We start from the raw sequence: 19,333 nt of genomic DNA, 5'->3' as shown, positions 1-19,333 counted from the left end.
TTACGGGGATTTTGATCGATTAAATAGAGAGGCAGGAGAGGATAAGGGCGCTATTACACGCGTAGCGTTGAAAGATTTAAAAAGGCTGAGGCGTCCCTCCCACCCTCAACATCGTCAAGAAAGGGCACAACACCAAGACAGGGAGCGGGAATGAGCTGGGTCAAGGTGTCGATATTTTCAGCGGCATGACTCATATGCGCGTCAATCTGATTCGCAATCCAGCCGGCAAGCACCAGTCCATCCCGCTGTATCGCCTCAACCGTCAGCAGGGCGTGGTTAATACAGCCGAGCTTCAGACCTACAACCAAAATCACCGGTGCTTGCAGGGCCACGGCCAAATCCGCCATCGTTTCTCGCCCCGATAGCGGTACCCGCCAGCCCCCGGCCCCCTCCACCAACACCATATCCGCAGGACGCATCATCACCCCACGGCAGTATCCGGCCAGTTGGCTGGCAGTGATACGGCGATTTTCCTTCGCCGCCGCAATATGGGGAGCAATTGGCGGCGCGAAAACCACCGGATTGAGCTGTTCGTAGCTCAATGGCTGGTTTATTGCCGCTGACAGATTCAGCGCGTCATCATTACGCAGTTTTCCGTCAACCTCAACCGCGCCCGCCGCCACCGGCTTGACCGCCAGGGTACGCAACCCCTCTTTGTCAGCTCGCCGCAACAGGCCACAGGCACTTAAGGTTTTGCCGGCATCTGTGTCAGTGCCAGCAATAAAGTAGGTTTTGGACTTCAGTTTCATCGCCACCCCCAGGACAAGGTACAACATGCAAAAAGGCCGGTACGAACGCACCGGCCTTTTTGCGAACTCACGCTATCAGCAAAGACACATTATTCAGACGCACGCTGCTGAGGAGCACCATACTTCAACCAGGCATCGCGCAACCTCTCCTGGTTTGCCCGCACATAGGCCGGGCTCAAGCGATCCACATTGAAGTAGCCGTTACGCAGATTGAACCCCGCCGTGGGCACAACATTGGGACCAAACACCAGGCGATTGCCCTGCTCGCCCAGAATGGTTGATATATCGTAGCGCCAGCGGGCTGCACCCACGACTTGCAGGCCACCGATACGGGCCATGTCCTGCCGCGGCGTCAGCGGAATGGTAAAGCCAATTCCGGCGAACTTATTTCCCTCAGAGTCCTTATACGTGAGGTGTATTCGGGTATCGCCAATGTGCTGGGTGAAGTCAAAACGATAGCCATTGTCCCCGGCAGAAAAAGAGCCCGCAGTGAGGTTCAATTCAGAGTTGGTGCTCTCGGCAAAATAGCGGTAGGACCACAGCCGCGCCTCACGTTTCAAACCAGGATTATGTTTGAAATCAAAGTCGGTGGCGATCGCGCGGAATCGGTGGCGGCCATCACCTGGCTCCCAGCGGCTTTCCACCATCACCCCGTCGTTGACCCGGAAAAACCGGCCCGCGGAAATCATCGTGGTAAAGCCCTTACCGTGACGAATCGTCTGACTTATGATCCGGTCGCGGAAACCACTGGGCACGGCCTGATTACGGAACACACCGCCAAAGACGCCTTCTTCAGTAAAGTCCTCTGTTTCATAAACAGACCAGTCGCGGGTCATATTCAATGCCGCCCCCTTCCACAAAGGAATCATCAGGTCGGCCCGGGCTGCTACGCTGTAGTCGAGTACACCAAATTCTGTACCCAATGTGGAAGACACCACCGGCTTTATGGCCAGCGTGGGCCTAAACGCCAAGTAATCGAGAGTGCCGCCCAGTACCGCATCGAGCATACCTTGATTACTCCGCCGGCGAATTCGGTTAGAGGGCGCGGCAATCAGTACACTTTCCGGCATGCCTGCGTCGTCATTCAAAAAGCGCCCCCATGCCGACGAGTCGCCACCCATACCGAATATCGGCACGCCGTATTTTTCCATTTGCAGGTAGAAGCGACTGCCTTCCGGAAGTGCCTCAGCGGCAATACCCGCCGCAATACCCAAGGCATCTATGGCATTGGCGTTGTACCGGTAATTCTCAAAGGCGATAACCCACTCGTTGCCATTGCGCTGCACCCGCACCTGCTCAAAATCGGCGTGACGGAAACGACGGCGAAGGCTTTCTACCTTATCCAGGTTCTCGGCGGAGCGCATTTTTGCGCGGTATTCCGCGCGAATATATTCACTTTGCGGCGGTGCAGTCAGATCAACCGCGTCGTTGCTATCCAGACGCTCCTCAACAACCTTGCCGGTATAGGCAACGGCCGGCGGCTGACGGTCGCGGCTTTTGGGAATTTCGCGGTCGTAATCTGCTGACAGAGGTACAGTCAAGGCAAGGCCATACCAATCCTGGCGATCCTTTACCCCCTCTTCCTGTGACAACATATAGGAGCCCGCGAGTTTCCACCCCTCTGGCAACAGCCCCGGCGGGGTCATCAAACGCAGCCCGGTGTTCAGAGTGTGCACATCATCCTCGACAATCAGGCTAAGCCAATCTGTGGCGAGATATTCTACCCCGTAGAACACCCCGTCCAGACGGCCGGTACCTGTTGCCGCCTTGCCATCGGCCTTACCAAAACCAATCGTAGTGCGAAAATCCCCCAACTGGGCGGTAACAACCCCAAACTGGGTATCATATTCATTGACCGAGCCACCGAGATCCATCTCGCCGATGGCGAAGTCCACCCCCTCGATCAATTCCCAGGGCAACTGCAGCTTGATATTAAAAGAAAGGTCCGAGCCCTCGGTTGTCGTCGTGGTCGTCACATTCCGCCCGACTACTTCCACATGGGGAAAGGCCCCCGCCGAAATAGTCATGTCATTGCCCGCGGCATTGCGGGTGCGCGGTCTGGCGAAGCGACCATCCACCTGACGGTCGTGGGCCAGCACCGCAGTGCCATACTCCAACACCGAGGCGTCGGGCACATTAAACAAGCCGCTCATCCCCTGCATATTCATATTGCTTTGCGCCGCAGCGGCCAGTGGGCATAACAGCCACGGCGCCAAGAATGCATTCCTTTTCAATGGAGACCCCTACTCAATGAGTTTCTTTAGACGTAAAAAAGGGCGACTGGCGCCGCCCTTAATGCTTTAGCTTTGCTGTGGGGTATTAACCACCGCCACCTGCGCCACCAGTACCACCGGTGCCGCCAGTGCCACCTGTACCGCCAGTACCACCTGTGGCTTTACAGGTTCTCGTGCCAACCGACAGTGAAACCTGGCCACCCTGCGCGGCAATAAATGCCTTGCTATTCGCGGCACCGCCAGCTTTTTGAGCTACAAAGCGGTAGGACGCACCCTGCAAGAAGCCTGCAACAGTAGCTGTACCCTGAGCATTGTCTGTGGGCACATTCTTGAAGAAGCGACTGCGGTTATCCAGGGTGGTGCCTGCAACGCTAACCGGACGGGTTTCACCTGCAATATCGCTACAGGTTTCAACGACGCTGAAGTTTACATCTACCAGAGTCGGCGCAGCGCCACCCAGGTTCAGGCTACCACCATCCAATTCACAGATGTTGGTCAGTGAAACGAAGCCATTAGCGTCGGCTGTTTTGGTGGTTCCACCTTTAGTGAAGGACACCAACTTGGTATTGGACGATGATCCAACAATTTTCACCTTCAAGGGGAAGTTAGGCGGACGTCTTATCTTAAGCTCATTGCCCCGAATCGGATAGTTATTGAGGTAACCACCGCCGCTACTGGTTACCGCCGTCAGTTTCAGAACCTCTGTATTAGGCTGGCCCTGAGCGTTGACAAGATTCACCGTCGTCACTATACCGCCACCACTGGTAGTACACCCGTTGTAGAAGTAATCCAGGTTGAAGTAGGTCAAGTGATTAGTGTCAAAGGACACATTCAGCAGGCCATCGCCTGGCGTGGTATCAGTTACCGGCGCGATAATTTGCTGGCCATTCGCATCAAGCTGAGCTGTCCACTTACCGGTCAATTCGTCGTAGGACCAGACCGGAACAGTGTCACCGGCGTTAACAACTCCTAGAGGCGGCGTGTCTGAGCCCACAGTTGAGCCAGCAGGAATCGTAGTTCCTTCAGGGATAGTAATATCAATGGTGATACGGTCGCCGTCGAAGTCAGTGATCAGATCACCATCGGCATCGCGCAACTCAATCGCAGTAAAGCCCGCGGTAGAGAAAGAACCGTTGTTCCCACCAGCAGTAACATCCAGACCACCGGGGAACAGAGCCAGAGAGCCACCAGCCGGAGTCACGTCCGCAGCAGTATCGTTTTCAAAGTAGGCCACTGTAAGTTGCATAGGGCCATCTGCCGCTGCAGTCCCGTTGCTTTTACGCAGCTTGGTACCTGCGGGTATTGTTAACGCCGTTGTACCCTTAACTTCCGCAGTTCCGGGAGCCGCTGCACGTGGAGCTGTAGCAGCCGTAATTGGTGTGTTTGGCGCGTTCCCGCCCGCTGCCGGAGCAGTGGTCGTTTTCGAGGTCGAAACTGACGCGGTAGTCGCTGGAGTGTCAGATACCAAAGTAATTTCGATGGTCTCTGTTCCTGATTCAGTAAAAACGCGCTTGGCGCTGCTGGAAATGTAGTTTGGCGCAGAGCCGACAAACACAACATCCAGATCATCCTCAGACACCAGTGGTGAAGAGCTGATCAGGTTCAGCGAAGCGACACCAAAGGGGAACTGACTCACGTCATAAGTCGTCGCCGCAATGTCGTTCTCCAGTGACGAGAAGCGTGTCGCATCTCCGGAGGTGTCCGTACCATCTGCATTTTTAATGCTGATAGTACCGGCGGTCAGAGGAACACCTTCCTCATCAACCATCTGGATATAAAACCGGCTGGGATCGATCGGCTTCGGCGGCGTCGCGCTGCCACTATCACTACACCCTACAAGCGCACCTGCTGAGACGATACCTGCAGCGAGCAGTTTAAGCTTAAACTGCTTATTTTTCGCACAATTCATCGTAAACTCCGTTTTCCATTACATAGATAGATTGTTGCCAGCATCGACTGCACCATCGCGCCAGGCCCTTCACTTCTAACCAAAGCTTGAAGCTTTTTATTATGTGGCAGATATCGCGTCAAACAAAAACCCGCCTTACTGTCTACGCAGCTCAAGGCTGTGGGATTTCGCGGCACTCCCCCGACACAAGTCCACTTCTACATCTTGTTGTTCGCAAAACAATATCAGAGATTGAATAAGTATCAAACCCCAACACTGCAAGCATCATTTATTACCTTCGCGGCCCACCATCCCCGTCGCGGAAAAGAAATTTCCGGCCGACCCGCACAGCGCCGCTGGCGTTCCTCCTTCTTCATGCGGAGGCTCGCGCCTATCCTAACAGTATGCAAGAACGGCATTAATGGATTTTTTGTTAAACAATCACATTTTGCACGATCAAGCACACCAAGCCGGATCTGCTTCCGCTGACCAAGCTCCGAATCCGGGTATTTGACAGCAAGCTTCATACCATCGCTGGCAGCAAAGCTTCAAGCAGGCTAATACCGCGACATTCACCTAAAACATGTACGCTTCGGGCCCAATCTACCCACCCAAGCGAAAGTAAAGATAGCCTACTCCACACTGAATTGCACCAAGAGCAAGCCCCCAAACTGTATTTGTGCCCTGTTTTTGTTTGAGCGACCCAGTATTGTGCGTTTCTCTATAACTCAGGATGCCGGCTAACCCCCCTTTTTCCTCAGGTGCAAGCACCAAACCTGATAACTGGTCGGCAAGCCCTCCGGGGCACGGAACGCCTCATAGGCCTCTCGCAAGGCGTTCAAACTGGCCCGCCCGGTCAGCCCCGCCGCGCGCCCTTTATTAACATTATGCACTCCCAGGTCCTTCAGCTCTCGGGTCAGGTGCCTCAGGTCGGGGTAGTAAAGCACTTCTTCGCTTTCGGCCCACTCAACCAGCTCAAGGCCGGCAGCGTCGATTGCGACGCGCAGCTGGGCCGCCTCTGCGAATTGATTGACATGGACATAGCCATCAACCTGCTGCCAGGCGCCGCGCAGCTCCCTCAGGGTACTTGGCCCCAGGGTGGCGATAAAGGCTGAGCCCGCGGGTGTTAACACGCGATCGAGTTCAAGGTACAGCGCGTGTAAATTTTCGCACCACTGTAACGACAAACTTGAGAACACCCCATCCACACTGGCGTCAGCCAGCGGCAGATCCTCTGCGTCAGCACATATCCAGGCATCGGCATAGTCTGCCCGATATTCCCGAGCGTGGCGCAGCATGCCCTCCGCCAGATCCACCGCCAAAAGCTGTCCATGAGGTGATGCCTGACGAAGCTCCGGCAAACTATAGCCGGTGCCACAGCCAAGATCGAGCCACCGCTCTGCGGCATCAGACGATGGTATGCCACCCTGAAAAGCATCAGTGCGCATCACCATTAACTTGTCCGCCACCCGCCGTTGCAACTCCGCTGCGCCATCGTAGCTGGCCGCCGCTCTGGAAAATGAGCGCGCCACATCGGCTTTTTCAAAGTGGCGATCCACCTCTTCCAGACCCTCGGCAAGGGCGCCGCAGCGACTGACGAAGTCCCGAAGGTCGGCAACAAACTCGCTTTTTTTGGAATAGAACGGCATATGGGCCGCACCGTCATAGCAAACCCAGGACATGCCGGGAAAGCGGTGGCGCAACACCTCGACCGCGGCCACCGGCACCAACACATCGTTGGCGCCAAAACAGTTGAGCACCGGGCAAGTCACGCGCTGCAACGCCGCGACGTTGTCCGCCGCATCAAGCCATGCCAACCCCTGATGTAGCCCCGCGTCGGCGCCATGTCCGATACTGATATCGGCGCCCTGCAACACGCTTAACAGCGCCTTGGCTTGAGCGTCGCCCTTCACTTGCAACAGCTGAAAGCGGCGCAGGGTCTTGTCAGGCGCATCGGCCAGGGAGGCTTGAAAACCGGTAAACACCTCTTTTGCCATCCCTTGCGGCCAGCTGCTATCCGCCACAAACCGCCCGTTGGCGGCAACGCGGACCAGCGCGGCAACCCGCTCCGGGTACGCTGCGGCAAGCTCAGTGGCCACCATGGCACCCAGCGACCAACCGAGATATATCGCTCTATCAGGCAGTACGGGCAGCAACATATCCAGCAGCGCAGGAAGATCAGCGGGGGCATCCACTCCCGCACTGCGACCAAACCCCGGCAGATCAATCAGGCACAGAGTAAAGTCACGACGCAGCTCCGCCACCAGCGATCGCCATATTCCCGAGTGACTACCCCAACCGTGCAACAGCACCAGCTCGGGTGCATCGCCGCGGGCCGATGCCAATCGTTCTTTGTATATCACAGTCATTGATCGTCAACTCGCACATCGCTACTGCTTTGCCGAAACAGCAATTCCGGCGCGACCCGGCGAAATACCTCTACCAGAGTATCGAGCAGGCGATCGACCTGTGAATCGCTGTGCGCTGCCGTCAGCGTCAGCCGCAGCCGCGAGCTACCCGGGGGAACCGTAGGCGGACGAATGGCCGAAATGAGCACGCCCCGCTCTTCCAGCGCCGCACTGATGGACATCGCCAGATCTTCGTCTCCGACCAGCAATGGCTGAATCGGGCTTACCGAGGGCATCAGGGGCAGGCCGGCGGCATCGGCGCGCTCGCGAAAAGACTGGATTAACCTGTGTAGACGCTCGCGCCGCCAGGACTCCGATGCCATTAAATCGAGGGACGCGAGCGTCGCCGCGGCCACCGCTGCCGGCATCGCCGTGGTATAAATATAGGGACGGGCAAACTGAATAAGACTTTCTATCAGAGTTTCGCTACCGGCAACAAAGGCGCCGAAACTACCCACAGCCTTACCCAAGGTACCCATCAAAATCGGCAATTCCTGCTGGCCGAGCTGAAAGTGCTGGGCCGAGCCTCCACCGTGTGCGCCAAGCACACCAAAGCCGTGAGCATCGTCAGCCATCAGCCATGCACTGTGACGCGCGCTGGTCTCTGCCAATTCGACGAGCGGTGCTTGATCGCCATCCATGCTGTATACCGCATCGACCACCACCAAACGCTCGCCCTTGTCCGGCAGTGCCGCCAAACGGCTTTCCAGATCAGCGAGGTCATTGTGGCGAAAGCGCTGAAAGCGCGCTCCGCTAAGCAGGCCACCGTCGAGCAACGATGCGTGATTGAGACGATCCTCCAGCACCTGATCACCACGACCCAGCAGCGCAGCGATAATGCCCAGGTTGGCCATATAGCCGGTAGAGAACAGCAGGGCACGATCGCGACCTGTTAGCTCTGCGAGCCGCAATTCCAGTTGATGGTGAAGGTCACTGTGGCCGCAAACCAGGTGGGAGGCCCCGCTGCCGACCCCATGAGAGGCCGTGGCGGCGCACATTGCCTCGGCCAGTGCGGGATGGGCTGCATGGCCAAGGTAGTCGTTGCTGCAAAACTGCAACAGCAGCTTGCCGCCAACGCGTATTTCCGGCCCCTGTGCGGAGCTGATCAACCGCCGCTGGCGATAGCGGGACTGCCGCTGGCGCTCGGCCAAACGGGCTTGAAGGTTTTTTTCCATTGCATTGAGCCTTGCTGGCTCAGGCAGTGGCGTCGTAAAAGAACTTGTCGTTCTGGGCCTTTTCGACTTCACCGAGGAGTGCCGAAGCGGCAGTTTCATCATCCTCTGCGGTGCAACGCTCCTCGGGCTTGATACCAAGGCGGGCAAACAACTGCAGATCTTTATTGGCTTCGGGGTTGGGTGTGGTCAGCAGCTTCTCACCGTAAAAGATGGAGTTTGCCCCGGCGAAATAGGCCAGCGCGTGCATCTGCTCATTCATTTGTTCGCGCCCTGCCGACAAGCGCACGTGGGACTGCGGCATAAGAATCCGTGCGACCGCAATGGTGCGAATAAAGTCAAAGGGGTCGAGATCTTCATTTTCCGCCAGCGGGGTCCCTTCCACACGCACCAGCATATTGATCGGCACGCTTTCGGGATGAACCGGCAGATTGGCCAACTGCACCAGCAGGCCAGCGCGATCCTTCACCGACTCGCCCATGCCGACAATACCGCCGGCACAGACCTTGATACCCGCATCGCGCACATGGCCCAGGGTAGTCAGACGGTCCTGATAACTGCGGGTGGTAATAATTTCACCGTAGAACTCCGGCGAAGTGTCCAGGTTGTGATTGTAGTAATCCAGGCCGGCCTCAGCCAATTCAGCGGCTTGCTGGTCGGTCAACATTCCCAGTGTCATGCAGGTCTCCAGCCCCATGGCCTTGACCCCTTTAACCATCGCGGTGACGTAGGGCATGTCTTTTTTCTTCGGTGAGCGCCAAGCGGCTCCCATACAGAAACGGGTCGAACCCTGCGCCTTGGCGGCCCGGGCTTCCTCGAGAACCTTCTCAACCTCCATCAACTTTTCTTTTTCAAGCCCGGTATCGTAGCGATTGCTCTGCGGGCAATACTTGCAGTCTTCAGGGCAGGCACCGGTTTTGATCGACAGCAGCGTGCTCACCTGTACAGTATTGGGGTCGAAATTCTGCCGGTGTACGGTTTGCGCCTGAAACAACAAATCATTGAAGGGCAGCTCAAACAAAGCCTGAACTTCCTGCAGATTCCAGTCATTACGTATTGTCGCGCTGCCGTTCATAATCGATACTCAAAAAAGTTGCCGGTTCAGGTTGTCAATCATACCGCCAACACGCTCGCTGTCAACCCGCAAGGATGCGCATGGTTTACAACTCGCTTTTTCAGCGGCTTACCCAAGCCCTTCTCCCGTTCCGCTGCCTACTCTGCCTGGCCCCCTGTGAACACCACGCACAGATATGCCTCCCCTGCCGCGACGATCTGCCGCGCATCTCCTCGCCCTGCGAACAGTGCGCACTGCCTCTGCCCAATCTCACTCAATCCCGGTTCTGCGCCCACTGCCTCCATCGAACACCGGCCTTTAGTCATACCTTCTGCCCCTTCCTCTATGCATTTCCGGTGAGTCGGCTCATCGCAAAGTTCAAACATCAACAGCAATTTGCGCTTGGACATTTACTCGCACAGCTGTGGCTCGAGGACTACCTCCAATCCCCGACGCGAGCGACACCGGCACTACTGATGCCCGTTCCGCTTCACCGGCAACGGCGTTGGACACGGGGCTTCAATCAGTCGCGATTGCTTGCCGAAACCTGGAGCAAAGCGCTGGACATCCGACTGCACGACGACCTGTATCGCCGCCGTGATACACCTTCTCAGCAAGGACTCAGCGCCATACAACGGCGGCGAAACCTGCGCGGCGCATTCGCCATTTCACACCCTGAATTGGTAAGCGGCAAACACATCGCCCTTGTCGACGATGTGATGACAACGGGCACGACAGCCAATGCCCTCGCCGCTATACTGTTGCGCGCTGGCGCAACGCGCGTCGATATCTGGTGTCTGGCGCGCACCCCCGCACCAGCCCGGCGCGACCAGCAGGAGTAAACGGCCATGACTGACATCGACAACTTCGCCCAGCTCGACCCGGACAGCGTGATTGATGCCGTAGAAAGCGTCGGCTTTCGCAGCGATCTCCGAGTCTTTGCGCTGAACTCCTACGAAAACCGCGTCTATCAATTCGGCCTGGAAGAGGCCGAGCCCGTTGTCGTCAAGTTCTACCGCCCACAACGATGGAGTGACGACCAGATTCTGGAAGAACATCGCTTCACCCAGGCACTGGCGGATGCCGACATCGCCGTGATCCCTCCCTGGCGTTCCGCTAGCGGTGACTCCCTGTTCAGCCACAATGGTTTTCGCTTTGCGGTTTACCCCCGTCGGGGTGGCCACGCCCCGGCCCTGGACGACATGGACAACCTGTTTCAACTCGGACGGCTATTTGCCCGGTTACACCTTGTAGGTGAAACACAGCCTTTCCATCATCGTCCCAGCCTGACCCCGGACAGCTTTGGCCACCGCAGCCGCGAGTTCTTACTGGAGAACGACTTCATCCCGCCAAGCCTGCGCGAGTCCTACGACAGCCTGAGCCGAGACCTGCTCGAACGCATCGACGCAGTTTTTGCCCAGACTCGCCCGCAATTGCTGAGTACTCACGGCGACGGCCATGTGGGCAATATTCTCTGGCGCAACGGTGAAACCTGGCTGGTGGACTTCGACGACAGTCGCACCGCGCCCGCCATACAGGATTTGTGGATGTTTCTTTCCGGCGACACCGACCAGCGCCGCCGTGCGATGATGGAGCTGATCGAGGGCTACGAGGAATTCCGCCCCTTCGATAGCCGCGAGTTGGCGCTGATTGAACCCCTGCGGGGCTTGCGCATTATGCATCACGCGGCCTGGCTCGCCCGCCGCTGGCAAGACCCCGCCTTCCCCCGCGCCTTTCCCTGGTTCAACACCGAACGCTACTGGGGCGAGCATATCCTTATGCTGCGCGAACAACTCGCTCTGGTGCAGGAAGCTCCTCTGCAAATTCATTACTAAGCCCTGATCGGAATAAATAATTACCCCGTATTAAACGTACTTACCAAGGTGTGAACGAGGCCCTAGGCAGCGGAATCCTCACACCGTAAAATGTTCTCACCGACAACTTATAATGAGAAATTCCCTGACACGCCCCAAGTCAGGACTGGAGTCTCTATGATCAGCCTGCAAGTCAATGGCGACGAACACACCGTCGATGTTCCCGACACCAAACCCCTGCTTTGGGTATTGAGGGAAGACCTCAAGCTCACCGGCAGTAAATATGGCTGCGGTCAGGCCCTCTGCGGAGCCTGCACGGTACATCTGGACGGCCAACCCACACGCGCCTGCGTGGTACCGGTCAGCGCCGCCGCCGGACATCGCATCGACACCATCGAAGCCGTAGATCAACAGCGGATTGGCGCCCTTGTCCAGCAGGCCTGGCAGGCACTGAACGTGCCCCAATGCGGCTACTGCCAGTCGGGGCAGATAATGGCCGCAACCGCACTACTGACCAGCAATCCCTCCCCCAGCGATCGCGATATCGACGAAGCGATGTCCGGCAATATCTGTCGATGCGGCACCTATCCCCGCATCCGCAAGGCCATTCACAAAATTGCCAGCGAACAGCTGTAACGGAGGCAATATGGACACGATGCTCAAACGTCGGCAGTTTTTGCGCGTCACCGCCCTTGCCGGGGGCGGCTTACTGGTTGCCTGCGGCGGCGGTTCATCATCTTCGCCTTCACCGACGCCACCGGATTCGTCAAATCCCGACTCTGCACCTGGCAATGGCGGCGATCCCGCTGAAACTTTTGCTGTGGGCGAGTTTCTGCGCATCAGCAGCGACAATTCCATACGAGTATTGGTAGGCGCCTCGGAGATCGGACAGGGCGCGCTGACCGCAATCCCGATGATTGTCGCAGAAGAGCTCGACGCCGATTGGTCACGGGTCACCTCCGCCCACTCGCCGGTAGCCGCCCAATTCGACAACCCCTACTTTGGCGCCCTGCAATTTACCGTCGCCAGCGCCGCTACCCGGGGTTATTTCGCCGCCCAGCGCCGCGCCGGCGCCGCAGTGCGACATATGCTGATCGCCGCTGCAGCGGAACGCTGGAACGTTGAACCGTCGACACTGCGCACAGAGAAAAGCTTTGTCATCGACGATGCAAACCAGCGCAGCGCCAGTTACGGCGATCTGGCCGAGGCTGCCGCAGCGCAAAATGTGCCCATCAATCCGCCGCTGAAAGACCCCGCCAACTACACCATTATTGGCAGCACTCGGCAGCGCCTCGACGCCGTGCGTAAAACCAACGGTAGCGAAATTTACGGCATGGACGTCGACATACCGGGTATGCTCACTGCGGTAATTGCCCGCCCACCGCGATTCTTCGGTCAGCCCCAGTCGGTCAACAGCAACGCAGCACTTGCCATTCCCGGAGTGCTTGAGGTATTCACCATACCGTCGGGAGTCGCCGTTATCGCCAATGATTTCTGGTCGGCGGAGCAGGGGCGCAAGGCTCTGGAAGTCAGTTGGAACGAAGCACTGGCCGGGCGTACCGACAGCGCGCAAACCCGCAGCAATTATCAGGCATCGCTGAATCTGCCCGGGGTGCCCGTGCGCAGCGACGGCGCCGTGCTATTAGCCCAGGCCGCCGCCAGCGACGTACTGAGCGCCGATTATTTCTTTCCCTTTATGGCCCACGCGGCAATGGAGCCACTCAACGTCACCGTCGACTACACTGGCTCCGCTGCCGAAATATGGACGGGCAGCCAGTCCCAGACTATCGACCGGCTGTTTGCTGCCAGTATTCTCGGGTTACTCCCCGAACAGATCAACTTTCACACCATGACCTCCGGTGGCGGCTTCGGCCGCCGTGGCAACCCCCTCTCCGACTATGTGCGCGATGCCTGCCACGTGGCCAAAACCCTGCAACAGCCGGTTAAGGTTATCTGGACCCGCGAGGACGATATGAAGGGCGGCTACTACCGTCCTGCCGCCAGCGTTCGGGTCAGCGCCGCCCTCGATAACAACGGCACAATCACTGCGTGGACCCACCGCGCGGTAACCCAGGACGTGACTTCCTCCCTCTATTTCGAGGAGCAGCTGGACACCCTCGCGGAAATGGAGCTACCGCCACTGGGTGAGCTGAACGACCTGGAAACGGGCATGCCCTACGCCATCGACAATGTGCATATGGACGCCCACCTTACCCTGATTCCGCAGATGCCCTCGCTGTGGATGCGCTCGGTAAACAAGTTCAGCGATGTGTTCGCCCAGGAAACCTTTATCGACGAGATTGCCCACCGCTACAGCCGCGACCCTTACCACTATCGCCGCGAAATGCTGGGAAACAACCCACGCCTGCTGGCGGTGCTCGATGGCGTTGCCCAGGCCGCCAATTGGGGCAATCCCCCCGCGGGCAGAAGCCAGGGCATCGCCCTTATCGCTCACTGGCAAAGCTATATTGCCCAGGTAGTGGAGGTCAGCGTGACCGGCGACCGCGAGCTCAAAGTTCATCGCGTGGTGAGCGCTATAGACTGCGGCACCGCGGTGAACCCGGACCTCGTCGTCGCGCAGGTGGAATCCGGGGTTATTTTTGCCCTGTCCAGTGTGCTATTCGGTGAAATTGAATTGCGCGATGGCGTCGTACAACAGAGCAACTTTGACGACTACCCCGTTCTGCGCATGCACCAAACCCCACAGATCGACACGGTGCTGATGCCCAGTGGCGACAACCCCGGCGGCGTCGGCGAGATCGGTGTTCCCGCCGTCGGCCCGGCACTGGCCAACGCCATATTTGCCGCCACCGGTGAGCAAATTCGCGAATTGCCACTGAAAAACCTGAACTTTGTGATCGCCTGAGGGATTTGACCTATGAAACCACTTCGCCAATCCCTGCCGTTGATATTTGGTCTGGCACTGCTGGGGCTATGTCCCAGCAGCTTAGCCCAGTCACCCCTGTTCGCGCCGATCTATGAGGTGTTGACCCATCCCCGCTGCTTGAACTGTCACACCGCCACCGACTTCCCTCGACAGGGAGATGAACGCCGTCGCCACGACCAGTTGGTCGTGCGCGGTGACGACAATCACGGCGCACCGACCCTGCAATGCTCCGCCTGCCATCAGGACCGCAATGTGGCCGACGACGAGGTTCCGGGTGCTCCCCACTGGGCACTGGCGCCGCTGAGCATGGCCTGGGAGGGTCTGTCCCCTCAGGAGCTGTGCGTCGCCCTGAAGGACCTGGACAAGAATGGTAACCGCGATCTCAACGACCTGCTCCACCACATGAGCGAAGACGCTCTGGTGCTGTGGGGTTGGTCACCGGGTCAGAACCGCAGCCGCCCGCCCTATGAGCACGAGGAGTTCGTGCGTCTGCTGTCCCTGTGGGTCAATGCCGGAGGCCCCTGCTAACGGTGCCCCGTGAGCGGCTATCTATTGCTTCAACCGATAGCCGCGCTTGAACATCCAGCTTATCACTACCAGACACAGCAGCAGGAAGCCCAGGGTCATCGCCAGACTCACACCGACATTCACATCGGCGACATCGTAAAAACTCCAGCGAAAGCCGCTAATCAGGTAAACCACAGGATTTGCCAGGGTGATTGTCTGCCACAACGGCGGCAACATACTGATCGAGTAAAAGCTGCCCCCGAGGAAGGCCAGTGGGGTCACTATCAGCATGGGCACAATCTGCAATTTTTCAAATCCATCAGCCCAGATACCGATGATGAATCCAAACAGACTGAAGGTCACCGCCGTCAATACCAGAAAGCCCAACATCCAAAACGGGTGGGCAATGTGGTAATCAACAAACAGGCGGGCGGTGAGGAGAATCGTCAAACCGAGCAGAATCGACTTGCTGGCGGCAGCCCCCACATAGCCCAATAGAATTTCCGGCAGCGCCACCGGCGCCGACAGTAGCTCGTATATCGTGCCATTGTATTTAGGAAAGAAAATGCCGAACGCGGCATTGGAAATACTTTCCGTCAACAGCGCCAGCATGACCAGGCCGGGAATGATAAACGCACCGTAACTGATGCCGTCTATCGCCACCATTTTGGAGCCAATGGCAGAACCAAATACCACGAAATAGAGGGAGGTCGAGATCACCGGCGACGCAATGCTTTGCAGCAAGGTCCGCCACATGCGGTTCATCTCGAACAAATAAATAGCGCGCACCGCGTGTAAATTCATCGGCCAAGCCCCTCCGTCGGCCGCTGATCGCTGACCAACCTGACAAAAATTTCCTCCAGACTACGCTGGGTCGAATGCAGATCCTTGTAATCGATGCCGTGTTGCTGCAAACGCCGAAACAACTCAGCAATGCCGGTGTGCTCACTCTGACTGTCGTAGTGATACGTCAGTTCATGACCATCGGCACTCAGGGTGAGGGGATATGAAGAAAATTCGTCGGGCAATGCCGCCAGAGGCTGTTGCAGTTGCAGACACAGCTGCTTCTGGCCGAGCTTTTCCATCAGCGCCTCCTTGCCCTCGACCAGCAATAACCGGCCGCGACGAATCACGCCGATACGATCGGCCATCTCCTCGGCTTCTTCGATGTAGTGGGTGGTTAAAATAATGGTGACGCCATTGTCCCGCAGCCCCCGCACCATCTCCCACATATCCCGCCGCAGCTCGACGTCCACCCCCGCCGTAGGTTCATCGAGGAACAGAATATCCGGCTCGTGGGACAGGGCTTTGGCAATCATTACCCGCCGTTTCATCCCCCCCGACAACGACATGATACGGGCGTCTTTTTTCTCCCACAGCGACAATTGACGAAGAATTTTCTCGAGATATTCAGGGGCGCTGGGCTTGCCGAACAGACCACGACTGAAGGTGACTGTCGCCCAGACGCTTTCAAAGCCGTCGGTCGATAATTCCTGAGGCACCAGGCCGATACGGCTGCGGGCAATGCGGTAGTCCTTGACGATATCGTGACCGTCGGCCAGCACACTGCCCGAGCTCGCATTGACGATCCCGCAAATAATACTGATCAGCGTGGTTTTTCCTGCACCATTGGGACCGAGCAGGGCAAAAATCTCACCGCGATTGATATCGAGTTCGATGTTATCGAGGGCTTTCAACCCGGAGGGGTACACCTTGGATACGCCGCGCACACTGATAACCGCTGCCACTGCCTCTCCCATCATGATTCGCCATAAAGCCGCTAGTGTTACCCAGCCGCTGAAGCGAGACAAGCCCGACTGTCACAGCCGCGCCTGACGGGCAAACATTTCGGCGGCGGTACGGCACATTTCCTCCACCACCTCCGACTCGAGATATATGCCGTCAATCAATAAGCGACTGATGCCGTGCAGTGTTGACCAACTCAGCTGGGCAAAGCGCAATGGCGCGACTTCCGAGCTGATCTGCCCCTGTTGCTGGTAGCCGCGAATATAGCCGAGGTATTCGCGGAAGGCGCGGTATGCCTCGGTTTTAAGCGACTCGGTGAGCGCCTGGGACTTCCACAATTTTCCGCCAAACATCAGGTCGTAATATTCGGCGTTATTGACCGCAAAATCCACGTAGCGGCGGGAGAAATCCCGCAGACTATCCTCGCGCAGCACACCGTGCAGCCCAAGCTCACTCTCGCTCAACACTCGCCTGAAACGGCGAAACCCCTCTTCGGCCACCCCGCACAACAGGCTGTGCTTGTCAGCAAAGTGATGGTAGGGCGCCGTGCGCGACACCCCCAGCTCCTGGGCCAGGCGCCGCATCGACAGTCCTGCCTCACCCTCCTCACGCAGTAGTCGCGCGGCCGCATCCAGCAGTTCGCTGCGCAGGTCACCGTGGTGGTAACTTCGCGCCGTTGCGGGGACCGATGGCGGTGCTACCGAGGAAGACTTGGTCAATTTACTCATGGAAGCAATCTATCAGAGCATCTTGACACTGTCTACATTGCGCGCTAGCCTGCAAATCTTGACGCCGTCCAGTTTGCTTGTTTCTACTGGAAGCGACCTACTGCAAAACAGCTCGGAGAACCCACCAATGACCGCATACCCCAACCTGCTTAAACCCCTCGACCTAGGCTTTACCCAGCTCCCCAACCGAGTGTTGATGGGCTCGATGCACACAGGACTGGAGGAAGCTGAAAATGGCTTTGAGCGGATGGCCGCGTTTTTCGCCGAGCGGGCACGGGGCGGGGTATCGCTGATTGTGACCGGTGGCTTCGGGCCCAACAAACGCGCCGCCACCCACGAGCACACCAAAATGCTGGAATCCGAGGCAGATTGCGCGGGCCACCGTATTGTCACCGACGCGGTACACGCCGAGGGCGGAAAAATCTGCATGCAGATCCTGCACACCGGCCGCTACGCCTTCAATGAAAACCCCATCGCCCCCTCGGCAATACGTGCCCCCATCAATGTATTCACCCCCGAGGCCGCTTCCGAGGCGCAGATCGAAGAACAAATTAACGATTTTGTACGCACCGCCACCCTCGCCCAAAAGGCCGGTTACGACGGCGTCGAAATTATGGGTTCAGAAGGCTATTTTATTAACCAATTTTTGGCCGCGCGCACCAACCAGCGTGAAGACGACTGGGGTGGCAGCTATGAAAATCGTATGCGCCTTGCCATTGAGGTGGTACGCCGTGTGCGGGAAGCTGTCGGTGAGAACTTCATTATCATCTACCGACTGTCGATGCTCGACCTGGTCGAAGGGGGCAGCAGCTACGACGAAATCCTGCAATTGGGGCTGGCGGTAGAGCAGGCCGGCGCCACACTGATCAACACCGGTATCGGCTGGCACGAGTCGCGCATTCCCACCATTGCAACCAAAGTGCCCCGCGCCGCATTCACTTGGGTCACCGCAAAATTCCGTAAGGCGCTGAATATCCCGGTGATTACCTCAAACCGAATCAACACCCCTGAGGTCGCTGAAGACGTTCTGGCCCGTGGCGATGCCGACATGGTATCCATGGCCCGCCCCTTTCTGGCAGACCCGGACTTTATCGCCAAGGCCGCCGCCGGTCGCAGCGACGAAATCAACACCTGCATCGGCTGTAACCAGGCCTGCCTGGACCATGTCTTTACCGGACGCATGACCAGCTGCCTGGTCAACCCCCGCGCCTGTCACGAAACCGAGCTGAACATCGCAAAAACCGAAGCTCCAAGGAAATTTGCGGTGGTCGGTGCCGGCCCTGCGGGCCTGGCCTTCGCCTGCACAGCCGCAGAGCGCGGTCACACCGTGACACTGTTCGAAGCCAGCGACGCCATTGGCGGTCAATTTAATATCGCCCGCAAGGTACCCGGCAAAGAAGAATTCAACGAAACCCTGCGCTACTTCCGTCGCCGTCTGGAATTGTCGTCGGTAACGGTGAAGCTAGGTCAGCGCGTCGACAGCGCCACACTGAACAACGGCGATTTTGACGAAATCGTTCTCGCCACGGGTGTCAGCCCCCGCACACCGGCAATTCCCGGCATCGACCACCCCAAGGTCATGAGCTACCTGGATGTGCTCCGCGACGACCGCGAAGTGGGCCAGTCCGTGGCGATCATCGGCGCGGGTGGCATCGGCTTCGACGTTGCTGAAGCACTGGTTCACAGCAGCGACAGCAGCACCAATATCGAAACCTTCATGCGCGAGTGGGGGGTCGATATGAGCCTGCAAGCACGTGGTGGTATTGAAGGGGTTGCCGCTAACCCCAGCCCGGCACCGCGCAAGGTCACCCTGCTGCAACGCAAAACCAGTAAAGTCGGCGCTGGTCTGGGTAAAACCACCGGCTGGATTCACCGCACCGGACTAATTCACAAAGGGGTAGAGATGCTCGCCGGCTGTGAATATCTACGTATTGATGACCAAGGCCTGCACATCCGCGTCGGCGATGAAGAACGCTGCCTCGCGGTCGACAATGTCATCTATTGTGCGGGCCAGGATCCCCTGCGCGAGCTACAAGAGGGGCTGACCAAGCCCAGCCATTGCATTGGCGGAGCCGACGTGGCGGCAGAACTCGATGCCAAGCGTGCCATCGACCAGGGCACCCGCCTGGCGGCCAGTCTGTAAGGG

At 57.8% G+C, this 19,333-nt stretch carries 15 protein-coding genes and 1 pseudogene; 7 read left to right on the top strand and 9 right to left on the bottom strand.

From position 1 onward, the window contains the following. Nucleotides 1–53: 53 nt before the first annotated feature. From bioD to bioB, 6 genes are all read right to left on the bottom strand, one after another. On the bottom strand, nt 54–776 hold the full coding sequence (gene bioD, locus HCU74_RS19155; protein ID WP_246864729.1) for a dethiobiotin synthase: 723 nt from the start codon (nt 774–776) through the stop codon (nt 54–56). 62 nt (nt 777–838) lie between these two features. Then, the gene (locus HCU74_RS19150; protein ID WP_168452039.1) at nt 839–2,983 is read right to left on the bottom strand and encodes a YjbH domain-containing protein; all 2,145 of its coding nucleotides are present in this window, start codon (nt 2,981–2,983) and stop codon (nt 839–841) included. Between the two features lie 85 nt (nt 2,984–3,068). Beyond that, entirely contained in the window at nt 3,069–4,892 is a 1,824-nt protein-coding gene (locus tag HCU74_RS19145) for a hypothetical protein (RefSeq protein ID WP_168452038.1), read from the bottom strand. Nucleotides 4,893–5,611: 719 nt separating this feature from the next. Beyond that, nucleotides 5,612–7,240: a malonyl-ACP O-methyltransferase BioC gene (gene bioC / locus HCU74_RS19140; protein WP_168452037.1), complete on the bottom strand. Its 1,629-nt coding sequence runs from the start codon at nt 7,238–7,240 to the stop codon at nt 5,612–5,614. Then, nucleotides 7,237–8,454 carry an 8-amino-7-oxononanoate synthase gene (gene bioF, locus HCU74_RS19135; RefSeq protein WP_168452036.1) on the bottom strand — a complete coding sequence of 406 codons (1,218 nt, stop codon included), beginning with the start codon at nt 8,452–8,454 and terminating at the stop codon, nt 7,237–7,239. The genes bioC and bioF overlap by 4 nt, the downstream gene beginning before the upstream one ends. A 19-nt stretch (nt 8,455–8,473) precedes the next feature. Further along, nucleotides 8,474–9,526: a biotin synthase BioB gene (gene bioB, locus HCU74_RS19130; RefSeq protein ID WP_168452035.1), complete on the bottom strand. Its 1,053-nt coding sequence runs from the start codon at nt 9,524–9,526 to the stop codon at nt 8,474–8,476. Between the two features lie 74 nt (nt 9,527–9,600). Here bioB and HCU74_RS20485 point away from each other — a divergent pair. The 6 genes and pseudogenes from HCU74_RS20485 to HCU74_RS19105 form a co-directional block, all read left to right on the top strand. Beyond that, a pseudogene (locus tag HCU74_RS20485) lies at nt 9,601–9,795 on the top strand (double zinc ribbon domain-containing protein); the annotation flags it as partial. 186 nt (nt 9,796–9,981) lie between these two features. Beyond that, nucleotides 9,982–10,347 (top strand): ComF family protein, encoded by a 366-nt coding sequence (locus HCU74_RS19125; RefSeq protein ID WP_168452034.1) that lies wholly within the window; start codon nt 9,982–9,984, stop codon nt 10,345–10,347. Nucleotides 10,348–10,353: 6 nt separating this feature from the next. Continuing rightward, nucleotides 10,354–11,340, top strand: coding sequence for a serine/threonine protein kinase (locus tag HCU74_RS19120; protein WP_168452033.1), 987 nt, complete (start codon nt 10,354–10,356; stop codon nt 11,338–11,340). A gap of 156 nt (nt 11,341–11,496) precedes the next feature. Beyond that, on the top strand, nt 11,497–11,955 hold the full coding sequence (locus HCU74_RS19115; protein ID WP_168452032.1) for a (2Fe-2S)-binding protein: 459 nt from the start codon (nt 11,497–11,499) through the stop codon (nt 11,953–11,955). Nucleotides 11,956–11,965: 10 nt separating this feature from the next. Continuing rightward, complete coding sequence (locus tag HCU74_RS19110) at nt 11,966–14,185, top strand: xanthine dehydrogenase family protein molybdopterin-binding subunit (protein WP_168452031.1); 2,220 nt, start codon at nt 11,966–11,968, stop codon at nt 14,183–14,185. A 12-nt stretch (nt 14,186–14,197) separates the two neighbouring features. Next, complete coding sequence (locus HCU74_RS19105) at nt 14,198–14,734, top strand: hypothetical protein (protein ID WP_168452030.1); 537 nt, start codon at nt 14,198–14,200, stop codon at nt 14,732–14,734. A 21-nt stretch (nt 14,735–14,755) separates the two neighbouring features. On the opposite strand, the gene HCU74_RS19100 is transcribed toward HCU74_RS19105, so the two are convergent. From HCU74_RS19100 to HCU74_RS19090, 3 genes are all read right to left on the bottom strand, one after another. After that, complete coding sequence (locus HCU74_RS19100; protein WP_168452029.1) at nt 14,756–15,517, bottom strand: ABC transporter permease; 762 nt, start codon at nt 15,515–15,517, stop codon at nt 14,756–14,758. Beyond that, on the bottom strand, nt 15,514–16,461 hold the full coding sequence (locus HCU74_RS19095; protein ID WP_168452028.1) for an ATP-binding cassette domain-containing protein: 948 nt from the start codon (nt 16,459–16,461) through the stop codon (nt 15,514–15,516). Before HCU74_RS19095 ends, HCU74_RS19100 begins: the two co-directional genes overlap by 4 nt. 72 nt (nt 16,462–16,533) lie before the next feature. Continuing rightward, nucleotides 16,534–17,187, bottom strand: a complete 654-nt coding sequence (locus HCU74_RS19090; RefSeq protein WP_168452027.1) for a TetR/AcrR family transcriptional regulator — start codon at nt 17,185–17,187, stop codon at nt 16,534–16,536. A gap of 127 nt (nt 17,188–17,314) precedes the next feature. Here HCU74_RS19090 and HCU74_RS19085 point away from each other — a divergent pair, with 127 nt between their 5' ends. After that, nucleotides 17,315–19,330 (top strand): NADPH-dependent 2,4-dienoyl-CoA reductase, encoded by a 2,016-nt coding sequence (locus HCU74_RS19085; RefSeq protein WP_168452026.1) that lies wholly within the window; start codon nt 17,315–17,317, stop codon nt 19,328–19,330. Nucleotides 19,331–19,333 lie beyond the last annotated feature (3 nt).

The organism is Spongiibacter thalassae (assembly GCF_012272835.1).
In the GTDB taxonomy this organism is placed as follows: Bacteria; Pseudomonadota; Gammaproteobacteria; order Pseudomonadales; family Spongiibacteraceae; genus Spongiibacter; species Spongiibacter thalassae.
The sequence above is the reverse complement of the archived record's forward strand: the minus strand, read 5'-3'. Positions and strand labels throughout refer to the sequence as shown.

Excerpts from the sequence above, each read along its gene's own strand:
- HCU74_RS19115 (WP_168452032.1), top strand. The coding sequence starts at position 11,497 with ATGATCAGCCTGCAAGTCAATGGCGACGAACACACCGTCGATGTTCCC.
- HCU74_RS19120 (WP_168452033.1), top strand. The coding sequence starts at position 10,354 with ATGACTGACATCGACAACTTCGCCCAGCTCGACCCGGACAGCGTGATT.
- HCU74_RS19125 (WP_168452034.1), top strand. The coding sequence starts at position 9,982 with ATGCCCGTTCCGCTTCACCGGCAACGGCGTTGGACACGGGGCTTCAAT.
- bioF (WP_168452036.1), bottom strand. The coding sequence starts at position 8,454 with ATGGAAAAAAACCTTCAAGCCCGTTTGGCCGAGCGCCAGCGGCAGTCC.
- HCU74_RS19105 (WP_168452030.1), top strand. The coding sequence starts at position 14,198 with ATGAAACCACTTCGCCAATCCCTGCCGTTGATATTTGGTCTGGCACTG.
- HCU74_RS19090 (WP_168452027.1), bottom strand. The coding sequence starts at position 17,187 with ATGAGTAAATTGACCAAGTCTTCCTCGGTAGCACCGCCATCGGTCCCC.
- bioB (WP_168452035.1), bottom strand. The coding sequence starts at position 9,526 with ATGAACGGCAGCGCGACAATACGTAATGACTGGAATCTGCAGGAAGTT.
- HCU74_RS19085 (WP_168452026.1), top strand. The coding sequence starts at position 17,315 with ATGACCGCATACCCCAACCTGCTTAAACCCCTCGACCTAGGCTTTACC.
- HCU74_RS19100 (WP_168452029.1), bottom strand. The coding sequence starts at position 15,517 with ATGAATTTACACGCGGTGCGCGCTATTTATTTGTTCGAGATGAACCGC.
- bioD (WP_246864729.1), bottom strand. The coding sequence starts at position 776 with ATGTTGTACCTTGTCCTGGGGGTGGCGATGAAACTGAAGTCCAAAACC.
- HCU74_RS19110 (WP_168452031.1), top strand. The coding sequence starts at position 11,966 with ATGGACACGATGCTCAAACGTCGGCAGTTTTTGCGCGTCACCGCCCTT.
- bioC (WP_168452037.1), bottom strand. The coding sequence starts at position 7,240 with ATGACTGTGATATACAAAGAACGATTGGCATCGGCCCGCGGCGATGCA.
- HCU74_RS19145 (WP_168452038.1), bottom strand. The coding sequence starts at position 4,892 with ATGAATTGTGCGAAAAATAAGCAGTTTAAGCTTAAACTGCTCGCTGCA.